Here is a 19,687-nt window from a genome sequence, read left to right as displayed (position 1 = left end):
GAAAGGCGAGGCGCGTGAACGGACCTCTCATCGTCCAGAGCGACAAGACGCTGCTGCTGGAGGTGGACCACGAGCAGGCGGACGCCTGCCGCCAGGTCATCGCCCCCTTCGCGGAGCTGGAGCGCGCCCCTGAGCACATCCACACCTACCGGGTGACGCCGCTCGGCCTGTGGAACGCGCGGGCCGCGGGCCATGACGCGGAGCAGGTCGTGGACGCGCTGGTGGCGTACTCGCGCTACCCGGTCCCGCACGCGCTGCTCGTCGACATCGCCGAGACGATGTCCCGGTACGGCCGCCTCACGCTCTCCAAGCACCCCGCGCACGGCCTGGTGCTCACCACCACCGACCGCCCGGTGCTGGAGGAGATCCTGCGGTCGAAGAAGGTGCAGCCGCTGGTCGGCGCCCGGATCGACCCGGACACGGTCGCGGTGCACCCCTCCGAGCGCGGGCAGATCAAGCAGACGCTGCTGAAGCTGGGCTGGCCGGCCGAGGACCTGGCCGGTTACGTGGACGGCGAGGCGCATCCGATCGAGCTGGCGGAGGACGGCTGGTCGCTGCGGCCGTACCAGCAGCAGGCCGTCGAGAACTTCTGGCACGGCGGCTCGGGCGTCGTCGTCCTGCCCTGTGGCGCGGGAAAGACGCTGGTCGGGGCCGGTGCGATGGCCGAGGCCAAGGCGACCACGCTGATCCTCGTGACGAACACGGTGTCCGCGCGCCAGTGGAAGCACGAGCTGGTCAAGCGCACGTCGCTGACCGAGGACGAGATCGGCGAGTACAGCGGTACGAAGAAGGAGATCCGGCCGGTCACCATCGCGACGTACCAGGTGCTGACGACCAAGCGGAAGGGCGTCTACCCGCATCTGGAGCTCTTCGACTCCCGCGACTGGGGCCTGGTCGTCTACGACGAGGTGCACCTGCTGCCCGCGCCGGTCTTCAAGTTCACCGCCGACCTGCAGGCCCGGCGGCGGCTCGGGCTGACCGCGACGCTGGTCCGGGAGGACGGCCGGGAGTCCGACGTCTTCTCGCTCATCGGCCCGAAGCGGTTCGACGCGCCGTGGAAGGAGATCGAGGCGCAGGGCTACATCGCGCCCGCCGACTGCGTCGAGGTCCGGGTCAATCTGACCGACTCGGAGCGGCTGGCGTACGCCACGGCGGAGAGCGACGAGAAGTACCGCTTCTGCGCCACGACGGCGTCCAAGCAGCGGGTGACCGAGGCGCTGGTGCGCCGGCACGCGGGCGAGCAGACGCTGGTGATCGGCCAGTACATCGACCAGCTCGACGAGCTGGGCGAGCACCTGGACGCGCCGGTCATCAAGGGCGACACCAGCAACGCGCAGCGCGAGAAGCTCTTCAACGCGTTCCGCGAGGGCGAGCTGTCCGTGCTGGTCGTCTCCAAGGTCGCGAACTTCTCGATCGACCTGCCGGAGGCGACGGTCGCGATCCAGGTGTCCGGCACGTTCGGCTCGCGTCAGGAGGAGGCGCAGCGGCTCGGCCGGGTGCTCCGCCCGAAGGCGGACGGCCACGAGGCGCGCTTCTACTCGGTCGTCGCGCGCGACACCATCGACCAGGACTTCGCCGCCCACCGCCAGCGCTTCCTGGCCGAACAGGGCTACGCGTACCGCATCGTGGACGCGCACGAACTGCTGGCGGACGAGGGGGCGTGAGGGGCGGGGGGCTGCGGTGTCGGTGGCCCCAGCGCTGTCAGTGGTCCCCAGTACTGTGTTGAGAAGGGGACCTTTTTGCACCCCCATGGGGGAGAAGCAAGGCGAAACGGTCAGCCTGGCTACGACGCCCGGCTGCGCCCAGCTCGGCGACCGTGGCCCAGCGCGGTGACCGGGTCCCGGTACGGACTCCCGTACCCCTAGCTCGGCGCCCTGGGTGCCGGTACCGACTCCCGCCCCGCCGCCCCCGGCCGGGTCAGCGCGCCCGCCGCGACCCCGGTCAGTACGCCCCCGCGCCAGAAGAGCGCCGCGAGCAGGAGGGCCGCGCCGAGCAGGGGGTACGGCGCGGCCAGTGGCTGTTGCCACCACGGGAGTACCAGGTCCAGGTCGCCCTTGTGCGGCACGAGCCACATCGTGCGGGCGGTGAAGAGCACGGCCAGCGCGACCCATATGGCGCGCCGCCACGCGTCCCGGCGGATGTGCGTGGCCAGTACGGCGAGCAGCGGCACGCACCAGACCCAGTGGTGGGACCAGCTGATCGGCGAGACGAGCAGCGCGGTGAGCGCCGTGCACAGCACGCCCCACGCCTCCCGGCCGGCGACCAGGCCCGTCCGGCGGGCCGCCGCCATCCCGACCGCGGCCGTCAGCAGGGCGCCGGCCAGCCAGACGACGCCCGGGTGCGTCGTGTGGAGCAGGCGCGCGAGGAGTCCCTGGAGCGACTGGTTGTCGACGATCCACGCCTCGCCGACCCGCCCCGTCTCGTAGAGCCGCTCGGTCCAGAACTCGACGCTGGCGCCGGGCAGCGCGACGATGCCGAGCAGGACCGTGCCGGCGAATCCGGCGAGCGAGACCAGCGCGGCCCGTACCCGCCCGGTGAGCAGCAGATACACGGCGAAGAGCGCGGGGGTGAGCTTGATGCCGGCGGCGATGCCGATGGCCAGGCCCTTGCCGCGCGCGCCGTCCGGGCGGGTGAGGTCCCACAGGACGAGGCAGGTCAGGGCCAGGTTGATCTGCCCGAAGACGATCGTCTGGTACACCGGCTCCAGCCAGATGGCGAGCGCGGTGGCGACGAGCAGCGAGGGCACGCGGTGGGTGGCGCGCAGCCCGGCGAGCCGCGCGGAGAAGTGGATCAGCAGGGCGAGCAGCGCGACGTTGACGAGTACCGAGGCGAACTCCAGCACGCCGGGGGAGATCCGCGCCAGCGGCACGAACAGTACGGCGGCAAAGGGCGGGTAGGTCGCCGGGAGGTGCCACTCGGTGACCGTGAAGCCGTAGAGGTCGCCGCCGGTCAGGACGGAATCGCCCATCGCCCGGTAGACGAGTATGTCGGAGGTGGGCATCGGTACGAAGAGGTGTACGACGCCGAGCGCGGCCACGGACACCGCGAGCAGCGCTGCCGCGGGGAGCGTGTGGCGGGGGAGAGTACGGCGGGGGTGCGGCGCCGTACTGCGGTCTGCCGGTCCGTCCGGCAGCTCCCGGGTGGTGCGTGGCCTGCCCACGAGGGGCGTTGTCCGCTGGATCGGCTTCCCGTCGGCGGCAGACACGCGGGTGACCCCTCCTTGTCGCCATATGCGGCTTGCACAGTCTTTACAGCCTTTACAGCGACGTTAATCGATCACACAGGAAGTTTCGTGACGCTTTCCGGACGTCCGGATGTCATTCCTCGGGCCGGGTGGTGATCGGAGATCTGTCGTCGGCGTATTCGCCCAGTACGGCGACACTGAAGGCAGTACCCGCGAAGACCTTCACGGCCCGCAGGGCGCTGCCCACGGGGTGCCGGTGTGCCGGGTCGTGGGCCACGGCGCTGGCACCCTGCCGGGCACGGGCCGCCGTTTTCGGTTCGGGTGGCGCATTCATCTGGCTGTTCATCTCTCGGCTGTCCATGCCTCCATGATGGAATTCACCCGGTCGCCGCACATCCGACCAACGACCGATCCGCGTGTCGCCGGGAGTACGGCCCTGGAAGCACCGTCCTGCGGCCCACCCCTAAGGGATTCGGGCCCTATTTAATTCGGTCGCGCCGCCACTGCGTGCTGGCTACAATCGCGCGTCTGCCCGCCTCCCGCCGACCCTCGTCGCGGAGCGCCGCCCGCCGGACGGAAACCGGCCGGCCACCCAGACCACCGCAGCTCCCCGGAGGCGAAGCCGTGCCCTCGCACGCCCCTGACCAGAAGGAAAAGCACGACCAGGACGACCCCCTCGCACACGAACGTGCGCACCTCGCCGCCTCCCGCGCCGCGCTCCGCGCCATGCGCGCGGACGCCGAGGCGCTGAACATCAAGGACGTCACCGCGAACTGGGTCAACGCCCAGATCCTGCAGGGCGAGATCGACGCCCGTATCAAGGCGCTCGCCGACCTCTCCCACACCCCGCTCTTCTTCGGCCGCCTCGATTACCTCCACGCGCCCGGCGTCGACCTCGCGGAGGGCGCCGAGGGGGAGGACTTCTACATCGGGCGGCGGCACGTCCACGACGCCGACGGCGACCCCATGGTCATCGACTGGCGCGCGCCCGTCTCCCAGCCCTTTTACCGGGCGTCCAAGAAGGACCCGATGGACCTGCGGCTGCGCCGCCGCTTCGGGTACACCGGCGGCGAACTGACCGCGTACGAGGACGAGCACCTCACCGATCCGGCGGAGGCGGAGCACGCCAGCAAGCTGCTCCAGACGGAGATCGAGCGGCCGCGCGTGGGCCCGATGCGCGACATCGTGGCCACCATCCAGCCCGAGCAGGACGAGATCGTCCGGGCCGGGATCGGCGGCACCGTCTGCGTCCAGGGGGCGCCCGGCACGGGCAAGACCGCCGTGGGCCTGCACCGGGTCGCGTACCTCCTCTACGCGCACCGCGAGAAGCTGGCCCGCGCCGGCACTCTGGTCATCGGTCCCAACAAGTCCTTTCTGCACTACATCGAGCAGGTGCTGCCCGCGCTGGGCGAGCTGGAGGTCAAGCAGGCCACGGTCGATGACCTCGTGGCGCACGTGGAGGTACGCGGTACGGACGACGCCGCGGCCGCGACCGTGAAGGGCGACGCGCGGCTGGCGGAGGTGCTGCGCCGCGCCGTGCGCTCCCACGTCACGATGCCCACCGAGGCGTGCGTGGTGGTCCGCGGCTCCCGCCGCTGGCGCGTCCCCGCGTACGAACTGGCGGAGATCGTCCAGCAGTTGCTGGACCGGGGCATCCGCTACGGCGCGGCACGCGATGCGCTGCCGCAGCGCATCGCGCACGCCGTGCTCGTCCAGATGGAGCGGGCGGGTGAGGCGCCCGACGACCGGGTGCAGGACGCGGTCGCCCGTAACGCCGCGGTGAAGGCGACCGTCAAGGCGGTCTGGCCGCCGGTCGACCCGGCGAAGCTGGTCCTGCGGCTGCTGTCCGACGCGGACTTCCTGGCCGAGCACGCCGACGGCGTCCTCACCGACGAGGAGCAGAAGACGATCCTGTGGACCCGGCCGGCCCGCAGCGTCCGCAGCGCCAAGTGGTCCGCCGCCGACGCCGTCCTCATCGACGAGGCGCACGACCTGGTGGAGCGCACGCACTCGCTCGGCCATGTGGTGCTGGACGAGGCCCAGGACCTCTCCCCCATGCAGTACCGGGCGGTGGGCCGCCGCTGCTCGACGGGCTCGGCGACCGTACTGGGCGACATCGCCCAGGGCACGACCCCGTGGTCGACGGACACGTGGGAGGAGGCGCTGGCCCATCTGGGCAAGCCGGGCGCCGTGGTCGAGGAGCTGACCCAGGGATTCCGTGTGCCGCGTGAGGTCATCGCGTACGCCTCACGGCTGCTTCCGGCCATCGCGCCGGACCTCTCCGAGGCGACGTCGATCCGTGAGTCCCCGGGCGACTTCGAGATCCGCCCGACGGCGGCGGACGCGCTCGACGAGGCGGTGATCACCGCCTGCCGCGACGCGCTGGCCAAGGAGGGCTCCATCGGTCTGATCGCCGCGGAGCCGCGCCTCCCGGCGCTGCGCGAGGCACTGGCCGCAGCCGGGCTGGCCACGCTCGACCCCGGCGAGGAGACCTCGGCGGACGCCCGGCTCACTCTCGTGCCCGCCACGCTCGCGAAGGGTCTGGAGTACGACTACGTGGTACTGGACGAGCCGGCGGCGCTCGTGGACGCCGAGCCGGACCACCGGACCGGGCTGCGCCGCCTGTACGTCTGCCTCACGCGTGCGGTGTCCGGGCTGACGGTCGTGCACGCGGCGCCGCTTCCGGAGGAGCTGGCGGGCTGAGGCCCTGGCGGCGCCTCGCTCAGCCGTCCAGGGCTGCGCGCCAGGTCTGTACGGCGGCCGGGGAGACCGGCGCCGTCCAGCCGGCCGGGCGTGCCGCGCCGCCGATGTGGAAGGCGGTGACGCCGGCAGCGCGCAGCCGCGGGACGTGCGCGAGGGTCAGGCCGCCGCCCGCCATGATCTGCGGGCCGTACCCGGGCTCGCCGGCCGCCGCGCGCGCCGCCTCGGCGAGCAGCGCCGGCAGCCCGTCGTCGACGCCGGCGGCCGAGCCGGCGGTGAGGTAGGTGTCCAGGCCGGGCCGGTCGTCGAGGCGTTTGCGCAGGCCGTCGCGGTCGGCGGCGCGGTCGATGGCGCGGTGGAAGGTCCATCGGCAGCCGTCGATCACCTCGGTGAGCGCGTCCACGGCGGCGAGGTCGGGTCCGCCGTCCTCGGCGAGGAAGCCGAGGACGAACTCCTCGGCGCCCTCGGCCCGGAGCGCGGCGGCGTCCGCGCACAGCGCGTCGAACGTCCGGGCGTCGCCCGCGGCGAAGCCGTCCGCCGCGCGCAGCATGACGCGCAGCGGGACGGTGACGGCGGCCCTGATGGCGGCGAAGACCTCGCGGGGCGGGGTGAGTCCGTCGGATGCCATGTCCGTGACCAGTTCGAGGCGGTCCGCCCCTCCGGCCTCGGCCGCGGCGGCGTCCGCGGCATCGAGCGCGATCACCTCGAGAATTGGTCTAGACATGTGCTCAAGGGTGCCACACCCGGCATGCCCGCGCTACGGAGCGACACCGATCCGGCGCGAAAGGCGTCCGGCGCGGACGCGCTCGGCGCACTCCGGCGATCGGCGCGATCACCTGTGTGAGGCCGCCCGTCCGGATGCGCACAATGGTCGTATGGCTTCCTCCCCGACGGACCGCACGGACCGCATCGACCCGGGTGAAAACCTGCGCCGCCGCTGGCAAGACGCCGTCCTGGCGCTCCGGAACGCCGATGCGGCGACCGTGCCCGGCACCGCTCTCGCCCTGCCGCCCGACCCCGCTCCGTACGCCGACAACCTGCTGGCGCGCTGGGCCGAGCCGCAGCGCCGCTATCACACGACCGAGCATCTGGCCGCCGTGCTGGACCGGATCGACGAGCTTGCGGGACACGCCGCCGAGCCCGATGTCGTACGGCTCGCGGCGTGGTTCCACGATGCCGTCTACCGCCCCGACCGGTCCGAGAACGAGGAGCGCAGTGCGGCGCTCGCCGAGCGGGCGCTGCCGGAGCTGGGGATCGACGCGGAGCGTACGGCGGAGGTGGCGCGTCTCGTGCGGCTCACGGTCACGCACGATCCGGCCGAGGGGGACAGCAACGGCGAGGTGCTGTGCGACGCGGATCTGGCGGTACTGGCCGGGGCGCCGGAGCAGTACGCGGCGTATGCCGCCGCGGTGCGCGAGGAGTTCGCGTTCGTGCCGGACGAGGCGTTCCGGGCGGGCCGGGCCGATGTACTGCGTCAACTGCTGGCGCTGCCGCGGCTGTTCCGCACGCCGGAGGGGCACGACAGATGGGAGCGGCTGGCCCGGCGGAACCTGACCACGGAGCTCGACCTTCTGACGGCATGAAGCAGGGGTGGTGACGGGGCGGGGGCGCCGGGGTCCGGGGCGCACCGCACTCGCGTTCATTACACGCCGTTCTCGCGCGCCTCGTTCAGCGGCGCTCCCCCCGGCTGCGCGCGTTGGCCAGCGCCGTCCGGGCGGCCAGACGTTCGCGCGGGGTGGCGGCCCGGGCGTCGGCCGGCGGGCAGTCCCACTCGCGTCCGCCACCCGGCGGACGGAGCTGTACGTAGGGCCCTTCGTGCCCCATCACCTCCCCGATCCTGCCGATCCGGGTGTCGACCACATACGAACCCTTCGCCGGGAGCGTCACCGGGTACCTCGCCTCTCCGGTTGCGGACCTCACTGCGCCTCACCGCGCCTCACTGCGCCTCATCGCGCTCCGTGTCGTCTTACTGCTTGTGTCTATATGGTGACGGTCCGGGGTTAAGCTTGACAGAGGGTGACATCCAACAACACCAGGTGCACGACAGGGAGTGGGCCATGCCGAAGCCGAAACAACTGGATCCGTCGCTTTCACCGAGGGCGCTGTACGGCGCTGAGCTGCGGTTCAAGCGAGAAAGTGCGGGGCTGACGCAGGCAGAGCTCGGGGCGCCGATGTTCGTGAGCGGGTCGTTCATCGGCCAGCTCGAATCGGGCGCACGGCGGATACAGGGGGAGTACGCACGGCGGATCGACGAGATCCTCGGCACGGACGGGTTCTTCGAGCGGAACGTCGAAGCCGCCCAGCGTTCCCGCTATCCGGAACACTTCGCGGACGCCGCCGAGTACGAGGCGATGGCGATCTCGATCAGGGAATTCGCCCCGCTGCTCGTCCCGGGGCTGCTGCAAACGGAGGAGTACGCGCGGGCCGTGTTCCGCGCGGTGCACCCGGTCGCTCCGGAGAGCGTCATCGACGATTTACTGTCCGCGCGGCTGGACCGGGCCCGCGTCCTCGAGGATCCAACAACCCCCTTGTTCTGGGCGGTGCTGGACGAGAACGTGCTGCGCCGTCCTGTAGGCGGTCCGGCCGCGATGCACACCCAGCTCACTCATATCGCGGCACTCATACGTCGGAATCGCGTCATCGTGCAGGTGCTGCCGTACGCGGAGGGCGCCCACGCGGCGCTCGAAGGTTCCCTCAAGCTGATGACATTTGCAGATGCACCGCCCGTCGCATACCTACAAGCCCTTGCAACAGGGCAAATGTTGGATGAGCCTTCGCATGTGGAACGGTACGGATTGGCTTACGATCTCGTCCGGGCCGCTGCACTGTCACCCGAAGCGTCCCTCGTTCTCATCGAGTCGGCGGCGAAGGATCACCACGATGGTTATTGATCAACACACGTTCCACCCCGCGCGGCACGGTGCCGTCCACGGGGCGGGCCACGGCGCGGAAGGCGCCGCGGCCCGCCGCCCGGCACACCGCGCGCTCGACCTCTCCGGCATCAGCTGGCGCAAGAGCAGCTACAGCGGCGGCAGCGGCGGCGACTGCGTGGAGATGGGTCACGGCGCGCCGGGCGCGGTCCCGGTGCGCGACAGCAAGAACCCCTGGGGCCCGGCGCTCGTCCTGGCCCCGGCGGCCTGGTCGGCGTTTGTCACGGCGGTATGCGATGGCGTGCTGGAGCGGGCAGCGGACGCCTGAGCCGGGCCGACGGGCTCTAGGACGGCCGTCCGAGGCCGTCCGCCGGCGGACGGCGTACGCGGCGGCGCGAACCCACCGGGAATGTCAGGCGTGTTCACGCTGTTCATGCGTGTCATGCCTGCCCCTCCTGATCGCGCCGAACGCGCCCGTATGCCCATCGCCGTCTACATCCTCGGACTGTCCGTCTTCGCCCTGGGGACCTCCGAGTTCATGCTCTCCGGGATCCTCCAGCCGCTGGCCCGGGACATGCACGTCTCCATCCCGCAGGCCGGGCTGCTCGTCTCGGCTTTCGCGATCGGCATGGTGGTCGGCGCTCCGACGCTGGCCGCCGCCACGCTCCGCCTCCCGCGGCGCACGACGCTGATCGCGCTGCTCGCCGTCTTCGGCCTCGGCCAGGTCGCGGGCGCACTCGCGCCCTCGTACACGGTGCTCTTCATCTCCCGTGTGGTGAGCGCGCTGGCCTGCGCCGGCTTCTGGGCGGTGGGCGCGGCCGTGGCCGTCTCGCTGGTGCCGTTCACCGCGCGCGCCCGCGCGATGGCCGTGATGGTCGGCGGTCTGAGCATCGCCAACATCGCGGGCGTACCGGCCGGCGCGCTGCTCGGGCAGAGCGCCGGCTGGCGCGCCGCGTTCTGGGGCGTGGCGGCCCTCTCCGCGATCGGCCTCGTCGGCGTGGTCGCCTTCGTCCCGCGTACGGAGGTGCCCACGGGCGAGGACCGTCCGCAGCTCCGCCGCGAACTGACGATCTACCGCGACAAGCAGGTCTGGCTCGCGCTCACCGCCACCGCGCTGAACGGCGCGGCGGTCTTCGCGCTCTTCTCGTACCTCTCCCCGCTGCTCACCGACACCGCCGGGCTCGCCGAGAGCTGGGTGCCCACGGTGCTGGCGCTCTTCGGTGTGGGCGCGCTCATCGGTACGTACATAGGCGGCCGGATCGCCGACGCGCACCTCTTCCCGACCCTCTTCGGGGGCATCATCGCCTCCACCCTCGTGCTGGCGATCCTCGCGCTCACCGCGCACAACTCCGTGGCGGCGATCGCGCTGTCCCTGATGCTGGGCGTCACGGCGTTCACCACGGCCCCGGCCCTGAACGCCCGGATGTTCAACGTCGCCAACGCCGCGCCGACGCTGGCCGGCGCCACCACGACGGCCGCCTTCAACATCGGCAACACGCTCGGCCCGTGGCTGGGCGGCCTGGTCATCAGCGCGCACTGGGGTTACCCGGCCGTGGCGTGGACCGGCGCCGTGCTGGCGGCGGCCGCCGTCGCCGCGACCGTCGTCGCCCACCGGCTGCAGCGCTCCACGGGCGCGGCCTCCCGGCTGGTCGCGTCCTCGGAGGAGCACCTCGCGCGCGGGGCCGACCGCTCGCACGAGGCCGCGGCGGACGACCGCAGTGCCGCGGCGGGCGGCAAGCGCCTCTGACCGTCGGCTCCGCGCAGCGGGCGGGGCGGCCCGGTTCAGCCGGTGCCGCCCCGCCTTGCTGCATCGGGCCGTACGAAAGCGGTCAGATCCGGCGGTTTTTCGGACGTCGAAGACCCGCGGCCGTCAGGCGGCGGACCAGCTCCTTGCTGCCGATCTCGACCGCGCCGGCCTGTACGGCGTCGGCGTACCGTTCCGCCGGCAGGTCGTAGTGGTCGCGCTCGAACGCCCGCCGCGGCGCGCCGATCCGGGCCGCGAAGGCGTGCAGCTCCTCGAACGACGCGTCGCTCACCAGATGCGACCACAGCCGGCCGTGGCCCGGCCAGGTCGGCGGATCGATGTAGACCGTCACGCGCTCCCTCAGCTCCCCAGCGGCCCGCCGAGCGAGCCGACCCGGGCCACCGAGACAGCCGTCTTCGGGCAGACCCAGTGCGGGTCGGGCCCCAGCTCCGGCTCCACGTCCAGCGCGTGCGGATCGCCGCCTTCGGTGCACACCGGACACAGCGGCCAGCGGCCGTACCGCTCCAGCAGCGAGTCCTGGACGTCCTGGGCGACGAGCCCGGCGATGAATTCCACGCCCTCCGGCCACTGCTCGACCCACCACCGCCGGTGCGCGACCGCGTCCTCCACCAGCGAGACGATGTCCGCGTCGGCGACATCACCCGCCATCAGATCGGCGATCACCAGGGCCCGGGCGGCGTGCAGCGCCTGTTCCAACTCCATGTGCCCATTGTCGCGCGTACACGCCGGAGCCCCACACGCGTTCCCCTCTTCCCGGCGGCCCGGAGTTGTCCACAGGCCGCAGAGGGGTGTTGACGCCACGGGTGACTGAAATTACTTTTCAGAGGTGAGCACCAGACTGAAGGAAACTTTCAACGGCTCGGCTCCCGGCGCTCCGGCCACGGCTGGCGCGGCCTCCGGCACCCCGGCCACGACCGGCGCGGCCTCCGACGCCGCCCGGCGGCCGCAGCCGGACCCGACCCCGCCCGCCCCCGCAGCCCTCGCGGCGAAGGTGCGCACCCTCGCGCCGTCCATGACCCGCTCCATGCAGCGGGTCGCGGAGACCGTCGCCGCCGACCCGGCGGGCTGCGCCGCGCTCACCGTCACCGGCCTCGCGGAGCGCACGGGCACCAGCGAGGCCACCGTCGTCCGCACCTCCCGCCTGCTCGGTTACCCGGGCTACCGCGACCTGCGGCTCGCGCTCGCCGCCCTCGCGGCCCAGCAGGCCACGGGCCGCGCCCCCGCCGTCACGGCGGACATAGCGGTCGACGACTCGCTCACGGACGTGGTCGCCAAGCTCGCGCAGGAAGAGCAGCAGTGCCTCGCCGACACCGCGGCCGCGCTGGACACCACCCAGCTGGAGGCGGCCGTGGCCGCGCTCGCCGGCGCCCGCAGGATCGATGTGTACGGCATCGGCGCCTCCAGCCTCGTCGGCCAGGACCTGGCCCAGAAGCTGCTGCGCATCGGCCTGATCGCGCACGCCCACTCCGACCCGCACCTCGCGGTGACCAACGCCGTGCAGATGCGGGCCGGCGACGTCGCCGTCGCGATCACCCACTCCGGGCGCACCACGGACGTCATAGAGCCGCTGCGGGTCGCCTTCGACCGCGGCGCGACGACCATCGCGGTCACCGGCCGCCCGGACGGCGAGATCGCCTCGTACGCCGATCACATACTGACCACGTCCACGGCGCGCGAGAGCGAGCTGCGCCCGGCAGCCATGTCCTCGCGCACGAGCCAGCTGCTCGTCGTCGACTGCCTCTTCGTCGGCGTCGCCCAGCGCACGTACGAAACGGCGGCGCCCGCCCTCTCCGCTTCGTACGAGGCCCTGGCCCACCGCCACGCCCCCCGCCCCCGCTGAGCGCCGCCCCGCGCGCACCCCCGACTCCCCCCAGCCGTACTCGGAGAGCCCCCACACCATGACTTCCACCGCTGACCACACCGCCCTGCGGGCCCAGCTCGACACCCTCACCACCGAGGCGTTCCGGCCGGAGCTCGCCGAGATCGACCAGCGCTCCACCCTGGAGATCGCCCGCACGATGAACGGCGAGGACGCCACGGTCCCCACCGCCGTCGCCGAGCAGCTCCCGAGGATCGCCGCCGCCATCGACGGCATCGCCGCTCGCATGTCCCGCGGCGGCCGGCTGATCTACGCCGGTGCCGGCACGGCCGGGCGGCTGGGCATCCTGGACGCCAGCGAGTGCCCGCCCACGTTCAACACCGATCCCGAAGAAGTGATCGGGCTGATCGCGGGCGGCCCGCCCGCGATGATCACCGCCGTGGAGGGCGCCGAGGACAGCAAGGACCTGGCCGCCGCCGAGCTGGACGCGCTGGGCCTGACCGCCGAGGACACGGTGGTCGGCATCTCCGCCTCGGGCCGCACGCCGTACGCCATCGGCGCCGTCGAGCACGCCCGCGCCCAGGGCGCGCTGACAGTCGGCCTGTCGTGCAACGCCGGCTCGGCGCTCGCGGCCGCCGCCGATCACGGCATCGAGGTCGTCGTCGGCCCCGAGCTGCTGACCGGCTCGACCCGCCTGAAGGCCGGCACGGCCCAGAAGCTGGTCCTGAACATGCTCTCGACGATCACGATGATCCGGCTGGGCAAGACCTACGGAAACCTGATGGTCGACGTCCGCGCGTCCAACGACAAGCTGCGGGCCCGCTCCCGCCGCATCGTCGCGCTCGCCACGGGCGCGTCCGACACGGAGATCGAGGAAGCGCTCGCCGCCACCGACGGCGAGGTGAAGCACGCCATTCTGGTGCTCCTCGGCTCCGTGGACGGTCCCACCGCGGCCCGCCTGCTCGCCGACTCCCGCGGCCACCTGCGCGCCGCGCTCCAGGCCGCCGCCCAGGAAAGCTGACCGCCCGGCGCCCTCCTCCCCCGGGGAGGCGCCGCTGCCCCGCGCCCCCGCGGCGCACCCTCCGACAGAACAGCGCCTCGCACATGACCTCTGCATCTCCCCAGGGGAACTCCGGCTCCCCGGACAAGAACCGCGCCACCGCCGCCGCGCTCCTGCCCCTCGTCGGCGGCGCTGCCAACATCACCTCCATCGCCCACTGCATGACCCGGCTCCGCCTCGGCGTCAAGGACCGTTCGCTGGTCCAGGACGACGCGCTCAAGGCGCTGCCGGCCGTCATGGGGGTGGTCGAGGACGACACGTACCAGATCGTGCTCGGCCCCGGTACGGTCGCCCGCGTCACGCCCGTCTTCGAAGAGCTGGTCGAGGAGGAGCGCAGGGCAGCGCCCGACCCGGCCCCCGCCCCCGAGCCGGCTCCCGGATCCCCGTCCGCCCCCACCACCACCGCCGACGAGCTGGCCGCCCAGGGCGCCGCGATCAAGGCCCGGCGCAAGGCGGCCAACGCCACCCCCTTCAAGCTCTTCCTCCGCAGGATCGCGAACATCTTCGTCCCGCTGATCCCCGCGCTCATCGGCTGCGGCATCATCGCCGGCATCAACGGCCTGCTCACCAACCTCGGCTGGCTGCCCACCCTGGTCCCCGCGCTCACCGCCATCGCCTCCGGCTTCATGGCCCTGATCGCGGTGTTCGTCGGCTTCAACACGGCGAAGGAGTTCGGCGGCACCCCGATCCTCGGCGGCGCGGTCGCCGCGATCATCGTCTTCCCCGGCGTCGCCGACATCACCGCCTTCGGCCAGAAGCTCTCCCCGGGCCAGGGCGGCGTACTGGGCGCGCTGGGCGCGGCGGTGCTGGCCGTCTACATCGAGAAATTGTGCCGAAATGGGGTCTCCCCTAGTCGAGCGAAGTCGAGAGCTTGGGGACGGGTGCCCGAGTCTCTCGACGTCCTCGTCACCCCCACCCTCACCGTCCTGCTCACCGGCCTGGTGACGATCTTCGGCCTGATGTACGCGGCGGGCGCGGTGTCCGCCGCGATCGGTACGGCCGCCAACTGGCTCCTCGCCCACGGCGGCGCGCTCGCCGGTTTCGTCCTCGGCGGCCTCTTCCTCCCGCTGGTGATGCTCGGCCTCCATCAGGCCCTCATCCCCATCCACACCACCCTCATCGAGCAGCAGAGCTACACGGTCCTGCTGCCGATCCTCGCCATGGCGGGCGCGGGCCAGGTGGGCGCGGCCATCGCCGTCTACCTCCGCCTCCCCCGCAACGGCTCGATCCGTACGACCATCAAGTCGGCGCTCCCGGCCGGCTTCCTCGGCGTCGGCGAGCCCCTGATCTACGGCGTCTCGCTGCCCCTCGGCCGCCCCTTCATCACCGCCTGCGTCGGCGGGGCATTCGGCGGCGCCTTCGTCGGCCTCCTCAACCAGCTCGGCACGGCCGTCGGCTCCACCGCCATCGGCCCCTCCGGCTGGGCCCTCTTCCCCCTCCTCAAGGGCAACCACGACCTCCCCACCACAGCCCTCATCTACGCCATCGGCCTCCTCGCCGGCTACGTCGTCGGCTTCCTGGCCACATACTTCTTCGGCTTCAGCAAGCAAATGCTCGCCGACCTGAACACCACCACAAACACCCCCACGACCGACACCCCGACGTCAGGCACCAAGGCCACCCCCACAACCTCAGCCCCCGAGCCCCCATCGACCAAGGAACCGGCGGCCCTCTGACTCGCCGAGGGACACGTCGAGTCGCCCGAAACCACGGCCGAGCGCGCGGAGATCCGACTGGCGATGGCCTTCGCCAAGGCGGTGTACGACCGCCGCACGGAGCTGGGGCTGACCCAGGCAGACGTCGCCGAGCGCGCCGGGCTCGCCCAGGCGAAGGTCTCCCGCATCGAAGGCGCCGACACCGTGCCGACGCTGCCCTTGCTGCGACGCCTGGCCCGTGCTCTGGACGCGTCCCTGAGCATCGCCCTGGACGACGAGCACGAAGAAGTCGCGTTCATCGCCCACCCCGCCGCCTGACGAACAGCGGTCCGGAAACGCCCGAGGGCGGCACCCCCGTGATGGGGGTGCCGCCCTCGGTTCGTACAGCGATGAACTGCTGATCCGTTCCCGGAAGGGGTGGATCAGAAGTCCATGTCACCGCCCGGCATGCCGCCCGGGGCGCCGCCCGCGGCGGCCTTCTCCGGCTTGTCGGCGATGACGGCCTCGGTGGTGAGGAAGAGCGCCGCGATGGAGGCGGCGTTCTGCAGCGCGGAGCGGGTGACCTTGGCGGGGTCGATGATGCCCTCGGCGATCATGTCGACGTACTCGCCGGTCGCGGCGTTCAGACCGTGGCCGACGGCCAGGTTGCGCACCTTCTCCACGACGACGCCGCCCTCGAGGCCGCCGTTGACGGAGATCTGCTTCAGCGGGGCCTCCAGGGCCAGCTTCACAGCGGCGGCACCGGTGGCCTCGTCGCCCTCGAGCTCCAGCTTCTCGAAGACCGAGGAAGCCTGCAGCAGGGCGACGCCACCGCCGGCGACGATGCCCTCCTCGACGGCCGCCTTCGCGTTGCGAACGGCGTCCTCGATGCGGTGCTTGCGCTCCTTGAGCTCGACCTCGGTCGCGGCACCGGCCTTGATGACGGCCACGCCGCCCGCGAGCTTCGCCAGGCGCTCCTGGAGCTTCTCGCGGTCGTAGTCCGAGTCGCTGTTCTCGATCTCGGCGCGGATCTGGTTGACGCGGCCCTGAACCTGCTCGCTGTCACCGGCACCGTCGACGATGGTGGTCTCGTCCTTGGTGATGACGACCTTGCGGGCGCGGCCCAGGAGGTCCAGACCGGCGTTCTCGAGCTTGAGGCCGACCTCCTCGGAGATGACGGTGCCACCGGTGAGGATGGCGATGTCGCCGAGCATGGCCTTGCGGCGGTCACCGAAGCCCGGGGCCTTGACGGCGACGGACTTGAAGGTGCCACGGATCTTGTTGACGACCAGGGTCGACAGGGCCTCGCCCTCGACGTCCTCCGCGATGATCAGCAGCGGCTTGCCCGACTGCATGACCTTCTCCAGCAGCGGAAGGAGGTCCTTCACGTTGGAGATCTTGGAGTTGACGATCAGGATGTACGGGTCGTCGAGCGACGCCTCCATACGCTCCATGTCGGTGGCGAAGTACGCCGAGATGTAGCCCTTGTCGAAGCGCATACCCTCGGTGAGCTCGAGCTCCAGACCGAAGGTCTGGGACTCCTCGACGGTGATGACGCCTTCCTTGCCGACCTTGTCCATGGCCTCGGCGATGAGCTCGCCGATCTGGGTGTCGGCCGCGGAGATGGAGGCGGTGGAGGCGATCTGCTCCTTGGTCTCCACGTCCTTCGCCTGCTCCAGCAGGGCGGCGGAGACGGCCTCGACGGCGCGCTCGATGCCGCGCTTCAGGGCCATCGGGTTGGCGCCGGCCGCGACGTTGCGCAGGCCCTCGCGGACCAGGGCCTGGGCCAGGACGGTCGCGGTCGTCGTGCCGTCACCGGCGACGTCGTCCGTCTTCTTCGCGACCTCCTTGACCAGCTCGGCGCCGATCTTCTCGTACGGGTCCTCGAGCTCGATCTCCTTGGCGATGGAGACACCATCGTTGGTGATCGTGGGGGCGCCCCACTTCTTCTCAAGGACGACGTTGCGGCCCTTGGGGCCAAGGGTGACCTTGACGGCGTCGGCGAGCTGGTTCATCCCGCGCTCGAGACCGCGCCGTGCCTCCTCGTCGAACGCGATGATCTTGGCCATGTGAAGTGGTCCTCCCGGACAGGGGTGGATTGCTCCGGACCGCGTGGCGCCCGCGACGGACGGCCTGCGCCTGGTGGTTCCTTCCCCACCCGGCAGCGGGCCTCACCGACCCGGTCCTTCTGTCACTCTCACCTTCAGAGTGCTAACGCAATGATTAGCACTCGACCCCCTCGAGTGCAAGCGCCTGGGTACCGGAACAACCCTCCAGACCACCCCTGAGGCAGCGTGCACAACGAGAGGCCCGTGCCCCCTCGGGGAGCACGGGCCTCCGTACGCTGCAGTCGGTCGGCGCTCAGCCGGCCACGCGAACCATGTCCGCCTGCGGCCCCTTCTGGCCCTGCGAGATCTCGAACTCGACCCGCTGACCTTCCTCAAGGGTGCGGTACCCGTCCATCTGGATCGCGCTGTAGTGGACGAAAACATCCGCACCACCGTCGACCGCGATGAAGCCGTACCCCTTCTCCGCGTTGAACCACTTGACGGTGCCCTGAGCCATTCCTAACTCCCCTATTGCTGGCCCTTGCGCAGGACCGCACTCCGCGGACCCGGGTCAGACCTCACCCCCAAGGAGGGTGTGCGCCGGAACGCGTCGACCGCCGCTGAATGTATCTGCACCGATGCCCAGCGCAACAGGTCAATCGGACGAGAATTCTGCCCACGACCATTCGCCGATTTACGGCGAAGTCTCAATAATTCTGGGCAAGCCGGGCCGGGCATAGCTCATCAACGCGACAAAATACGCACACACTTTGGGCACATCTTGTCGCGTTCTCATATGCGTGGGGCACGCGCGCGAAGAGGATTCACCTCAACTGTATCGCCTTTAACGACATGGAATCGCCCCGTCCGCTTTTGCTGCGGACGGGGCGATTCCAGGAGGCGTATGCAGTCACCCACGAGACGGTGCACAGGGGGCGCACACGGGGCGCACAAAGGAGCGTGCGCCGGGGGCGAGTGTTCAGCAGCCGCCGGCCACCGCGGGGATGATCGAGACGCCGGCGCCGTCCGGCGTCGGGGTCTCCAGGCCCTGCTCGAAGCGCACGTCGTCGTCGTTGACGTAGACGTTCACGAAACGGCGCAGCTTGCCCTGGTCGTCCAGGACACGGGCCGCGATGCCGGTGTGGTTCTTCTCCAGGTCCGCGATGACGTCGGAGAGGGTCGCGCCCTCGGCGGCGACCTCGGCCTGGCCGCCGGTGTAGGTGCGCAGGATGGTGGGGATGCGGACGTTGACGCTCATGGGGTTCTACCTTCCGGGTTCCGGGGAAACGAGTGCGGGGCCTGCCCGGCGGGGCGGCGCTTACTTGTCGAGGCCGGCCTCGCGGAACGCGTCCAGGCTCGGGCGGATGGTCGCGGTCGGGCCGGTGGTCGGCGCCACGGCGTCCAGCGTCTTCAGCCCGTCACCGGTGTTCAGGACGACGAGGGACTTCGCCGGGTCGATCTGCCCGTTCTCGATGAGCTTCTTGGTGACGCCGACGGTCACGCCGCCCGCGGTCTCCGCGAAGATGCCCTCCGTGCGGGCCAGCAGCTTGATCGCGTCCACGACCTGCTCGTCGTCGACGTCCTCGACGGCGCCGCCGGTGCGGCGGGCGATGTCGAGCACGTACGGGCCGTCCGCCGGGTTGCCGATGGCCAGCGACTTGGCGATGGTGTTCGGCTTCTGCGGGCGTACGACGTCGTGGCCGGCCTTGAAGGCCGTCGAGACCGGCGAGCAGCCCTCGGCCTGGGCGCCGAAGATCTTGTACGGCTTGTCCTCGACGAGGCCGAGCGCGATGAGCTCCTTGAGCCCCTTGTCGATCTTCGTGAGCTGCGAGCCCGAGGCGATCGGGATGACGAGCTGGTCCGGGAGCTCCCAGCCGAGCTGCTCGCAGATCTCGTACGCAAGCGTCTTGGAGCCCTCGCCGTAGTACGGGCGGAGGTTGACGTTCACGAAGCCCCAGCCCTCGCCCAGCGGGTCGCCGATGAGCTCGGAGCAGAAGCGGTTGACGTCGTCGTAGTTGCCCTCGATGCCGACCAGGTCGCCACCGTAGACCGCGGCCATGACGACCTTGCCGGCCTCCAGGTCGTGCGGGATGAACACGCAGGAGCGGAAGCCCGCCCGGCGCGCCGCGGCGCCGACCGCACCGGCCAGGTTGCCGGTGGAGGAGCAGGACAGGGTGGTGAAGCCGAAGGCGCGGGCCGCCTCGACGGCGATGGCCACGACGCGGTCCTTGAAGGAGTGCGTCGGGTTGCCGGAGTCGTCCTTGACGTACAGGCCGCCGGTCACGCCCAGCTCGGCGGCGAGACGGTCGGCCTTGACCAGCTTGGTGAAGCCCGGGTTCAGGTTGGGCTTGTCGGCCACGTCGGCGGGGACGGGCAGCAGCGGCGCGTACCGCCAGATGTTGTCCGGACCGGCCTCGATCTGCTTCTTCAGGCCCTCGGGGTCGCCGCTCGGCAGGTCGTAGGCCACTTCGAGCGGCCCGAAACATTCCTGGCACGCGAAGATCGGGCCGAGCGGGAAGCGCGTACCGCACTCACGGCAGGACAGCGCGGCGGCGGGACCGAGGGAGACGGTGGAAGTTTCTGCAGCTTGCACAGCCATGGAGGCGA

Annotated in this window: 19 protein-coding genes and 1 pseudogene; 10 read left to right on the top strand and 10 right to left on the bottom strand. The window is 71.4% G+C overall.

The features are described 5' to 3' along the window. Positions 1-14: 14 nt before the first annotated feature. Positions 15-1,664, top strand: a complete 1,650-nt coding sequence (locus tag IG84_RS0115155; protein WP_031056457.1) for a DNA repair helicase XPB — start codon at positions 15-17, stop codon at positions 1,662-1,664. A gap of 197 nt (positions 1,665-1,861) precedes the next feature. Here IG84_RS0115155 and IG84_RS0115150 read toward each other — a convergent pair whose 3' ends face one another. Both IG84_RS0115150 and IG84_RS0115145 read right to left on the bottom strand, forming a co-directional pair. After that, positions 1,862-3,052 carry a glycosyltransferase 87 family protein gene (locus IG84_RS0115150; RefSeq protein ID WP_063761803.1) on the bottom strand — a complete coding sequence of 397 codons (1,191 nt, stop codon included), beginning with the start codon at positions 3,050-3,052 and terminating at the stop codon, positions 1,862-1,864. A 265-nt stretch (positions 3,053-3,317) separates the two neighbouring features. After that, positions 3,318-3,545: a hypothetical protein gene (locus tag IG84_RS0115145; protein WP_382467374.1), complete on the bottom strand. Its 228-nt coding sequence runs from the start codon at positions 3,543-3,545 to the stop codon at positions 3,318-3,320. Positions 3,546-3,808: 263 nt separating this feature from the next. On the opposite strand from IG84_RS0115145, the gene IG84_RS0115140 reads away from it, so the two are divergent. After that, the gene (locus tag IG84_RS0115140) at positions 3,809-5,887 is read left to right on the top strand and encodes a HelD family protein (protein WP_031056448.1); all 2,079 of its coding nucleotides are present in this window, start codon (positions 3,809-3,811) and stop codon (positions 5,885-5,887) included. Positions 5,888-5,906: 19 nt separating this feature from the next. On the opposite strand, the gene IG84_RS0115135 is transcribed toward IG84_RS0115140, so the two are convergent. Beyond that, positions 5,907-6,608 carry a copper homeostasis protein CutC gene (locus IG84_RS0115135; protein WP_031056445.1) on the bottom strand — a complete coding sequence of 234 codons (702 nt, stop codon included), beginning with the start codon at positions 6,606-6,608 and terminating at the stop codon, positions 5,907-5,909. Between the two features lie 151 nt (positions 6,609-6,759). Here IG84_RS0115135 and IG84_RS0115130 point away from each other — a divergent pair, with 151 nt between their 5' ends. After that, complete coding sequence (locus IG84_RS0115130; RefSeq protein ID WP_051861730.1) at positions 6,760-7,467, top strand: HD domain-containing protein; 708 nt, start codon at positions 6,760-6,762, stop codon at positions 7,465-7,467. 85 nt (positions 7,468-7,552) lie between these two features. On the opposite strand, the gene IG84_RS0115125 is transcribed toward IG84_RS0115130, so the two are convergent. Continuing rightward, positions 7,553-7,771 carry a hypothetical protein gene (locus IG84_RS0115125; RefSeq protein ID WP_031056439.1) on the bottom strand — a complete coding sequence of 73 codons (219 nt, stop codon included), beginning with the start codon at positions 7,769-7,771 and terminating at the stop codon, positions 7,553-7,555. A 170-nt stretch (positions 7,772-7,941) separates the two neighbouring features. On the opposite strand from IG84_RS0115125, the gene IG84_RS0115120 reads away from it, so the two are divergent. From IG84_RS0115120 to IG84_RS0115110, 3 genes are all read left to right on the top strand, one after another. Then, complete coding sequence (locus IG84_RS0115120) at positions 7,942-8,775, top strand: helix-turn-helix domain-containing protein (protein ID WP_031056436.1); 834 nt, start codon at positions 7,942-7,944, stop codon at positions 8,773-8,775. Then, entirely contained in the window at positions 8,765-9,082 is a 318-nt protein-coding gene (locus IG84_RS42800) for a DUF397 domain-containing protein (RefSeq protein ID WP_078648841.1), read from the top strand. The genes IG84_RS0115120 and IG84_RS42800 overlap by 11 nt, the downstream gene beginning before the upstream one ends. 150 nt (positions 9,083-9,232) lie before the next feature. Beyond that, positions 9,233-10,501: a Cmx/CmrA family chloramphenicol efflux MFS transporter gene (locus IG84_RS0115110; protein ID WP_169749879.1), complete on the top strand. Its 1,269-nt coding sequence runs from the start codon at positions 9,233-9,235 to the stop codon at positions 10,499-10,501. A gap of 82 nt (positions 10,502-10,583) precedes the next feature. On the opposite strand, the gene IG84_RS0115105 is transcribed toward IG84_RS0115110, so the two are convergent. Together IG84_RS0115105 and IG84_RS0115100 are read right to left on the bottom strand one after the other, a co-directional pair. Continuing rightward, positions 10,584-10,850, bottom strand: coding sequence for a DUF4031 domain-containing protein (locus IG84_RS0115105; RefSeq protein WP_031056431.1), 267 nt, complete (start codon positions 10,848-10,850; stop codon positions 10,584-10,586). 8 nt (positions 10,851-10,858) lie between these two features. Beyond that, the gene (locus tag IG84_RS0115100) at positions 10,859-11,221 is read right to left on the bottom strand and encodes a hypothetical protein (protein WP_031056429.1); all 363 of its coding nucleotides are present in this window, start codon (positions 11,219-11,221) and stop codon (positions 10,859-10,861) included. A 124-nt stretch (positions 11,222-11,345) separates the two neighbouring features. On the opposite strand from IG84_RS0115100, the gene IG84_RS0115095 reads away from it, so the two are divergent. The 4 genes and pseudogenes from IG84_RS0115095 to IG84_RS37990 form a co-directional block, all read left to right on the top strand. Continuing rightward, positions 11,346-12,359, top strand: coding sequence for a MurR/RpiR family transcriptional regulator (locus IG84_RS0115095; RefSeq protein WP_031056427.1), 1,014 nt, complete (start codon positions 11,346-11,348; stop codon positions 12,357-12,359). 58 nt (positions 12,360-12,417) lie between these two features. Then, positions 12,418-13,359, top strand: coding sequence for an N-acetylmuramic acid 6-phosphate etherase (gene murQ / locus IG84_RS0115090; protein WP_031056425.1), 942 nt, complete (start codon positions 12,418-12,420; stop codon positions 13,357-13,359). 83 nt (positions 13,360-13,442) lie between these two features. Then, entirely contained in the window at positions 13,443-15,074 is a 1,632-nt protein-coding gene (locus IG84_RS0115085; protein WP_031056422.1) for a PTS transporter subunit EIIC, read from the top strand. 48 nt (positions 15,075-15,122) lie between these two features. Then, positions 15,123-15,371 (top strand): annotated as a pseudogene (locus tag IG84_RS37990) (helix-turn-helix domain-containing protein); the annotation flags it as partial. Between the two features lie 104 nt (positions 15,372-15,475). Here the strand turns inward: IG84_RS37990 and groL are convergent. The 4 genes from groL to thrC all read right to left on the bottom strand — a co-directional run bounded on the left by groL (position 15,476) and on the right by thrC (position 19,679). Then, the gene (gene groL / locus IG84_RS0115075) at positions 15,476-17,101 is read right to left on the bottom strand and encodes a chaperonin GroEL (RefSeq protein ID WP_030254570.1); all 1,626 of its coding nucleotides are present in this window, start codon (positions 17,099-17,101) and stop codon (positions 15,476-15,478) included. A gap of 292 nt (positions 17,102-17,393) precedes the next feature. Further along, a complete protein-coding gene (locus IG84_RS0115070) occupies positions 17,394-17,597 on the bottom strand; it encodes a cold-shock protein (RefSeq protein ID WP_003986833.1) in 204 nt (67 codons plus the stop codon). A 462-nt stretch (positions 17,598-18,059) separates the two neighbouring features. Beyond that, positions 18,060-18,338 (bottom strand): ubiquitin-like small modifier protein 1, encoded by a 279-nt coding sequence (locus IG84_RS0115065; RefSeq protein ID WP_031056414.1) that lies wholly within the window; start codon positions 18,336-18,338, stop codon positions 18,060-18,062. A 60-nt stretch (positions 18,339-18,398) separates the two neighbouring features. Then, positions 18,399-19,679: a threonine synthase gene (gene thrC, locus IG84_RS0115060; RefSeq protein WP_031056412.1), complete on the bottom strand. Its 1,281-nt coding sequence runs from the start codon at positions 19,677-19,679 to the stop codon at positions 18,399-18,401. Positions 19,680-19,687 lie beyond the last annotated feature (8 nt).

Origin of the sequence: Streptomyces ochraceiscleroticus, from assembly GCF_000720485.1 — a bacterium.
GTDB classification, from domain to species: Bacteria; Actinomycetota; Actinomycetes; order Streptomycetales; family Streptomycetaceae; genus Streptomyces; species Streptomyces ochraceiscleroticus.
This window is presented reverse-complemented; position numbering and strand designations above follow the sequence as displayed.

What these genes read in the sequence shown, in the direction of transcription:
- IG84_RS0115145 (WP_382467374.1), bottom strand. Translation starts at nt 3,545, where the DNA reads ATGGACAGCCGAGAGATGAACAGCCAGATGAATGCGCCACCCGAACCG.
- IG84_RS0115135 (WP_031056445.1), bottom strand. Translation starts at nt 6,608, where the DNA reads ATGTCTAGACCAATTCTCGAGGTGATCGCGCTCGATGCCGCGGACGCC.
- IG84_RS0115130 (WP_051861730.1), top strand. Translation starts at nt 6,760, where the DNA reads ATGGCTTCCTCCCCGACGGACCGCACGGACCGCATCGACCCGGGTGAA.
- IG84_RS0115120 (WP_031056436.1), top strand. Translation starts at nt 7,942, where the DNA reads ATGCCGAAGCCGAAACAACTGGATCCGTCGCTTTCACCGAGGGCGCTG.
- IG84_RS42800 (WP_078648841.1), top strand. Translation starts at nt 8,765, where the DNA reads ATGGTTATTGATCAACACACGTTCCACCCCGCGCGGCACGGTGCCGTC.
- IG84_RS0115110 (WP_169749879.1), top strand. Translation starts at nt 9,233, where the DNA reads ATGCCCATCGCCGTCTACATCCTCGGACTGTCCGTCTTCGCCCTGGGG.
- IG84_RS0115100 (WP_031056429.1), bottom strand. Translation starts at nt 11,221, where the DNA reads ATGGAGTTGGAACAGGCGCTGCACGCCGCCCGGGCCCTGGTGATCGCC.
- murQ (WP_031056425.1), top strand. Translation starts at nt 12,418, where the DNA reads ATGACTTCCACCGCTGACCACACCGCCCTGCGGGCCCAGCTCGACACC.
- IG84_RS0115085 (WP_031056422.1), top strand. Translation starts at nt 13,443, where the DNA reads ATGACCTCTGCATCTCCCCAGGGGAACTCCGGCTCCCCGGACAAGAAC.
- groL (WP_030254570.1), bottom strand. Translation starts at nt 17,101, where the DNA reads ATGGCCAAGATCATCGCGTTCGACGAGGAGGCACGGCGCGGTCTCGAG.
- IG84_RS0115070 (WP_003986833.1), bottom strand. Translation starts at nt 17,597, where the DNA reads ATGGCTCAGGGCACCGTCAAGTGGTTCAACGCGGAGAAGGGGTACGGC.
- IG84_RS0115065 (WP_031056414.1), bottom strand. Translation starts at nt 18,338, where the DNA reads ATGAGCGTCAACGTCCGCATCCCCACCATCCTGCGCACCTACACCGGC.
- thrC (WP_031056412.1), bottom strand. Translation starts at nt 19,679, where the DNA reads ATGGCTGTGCAAGCTGCAGAAACTTCCACCGTCTCCCTCGGTCCCGCC.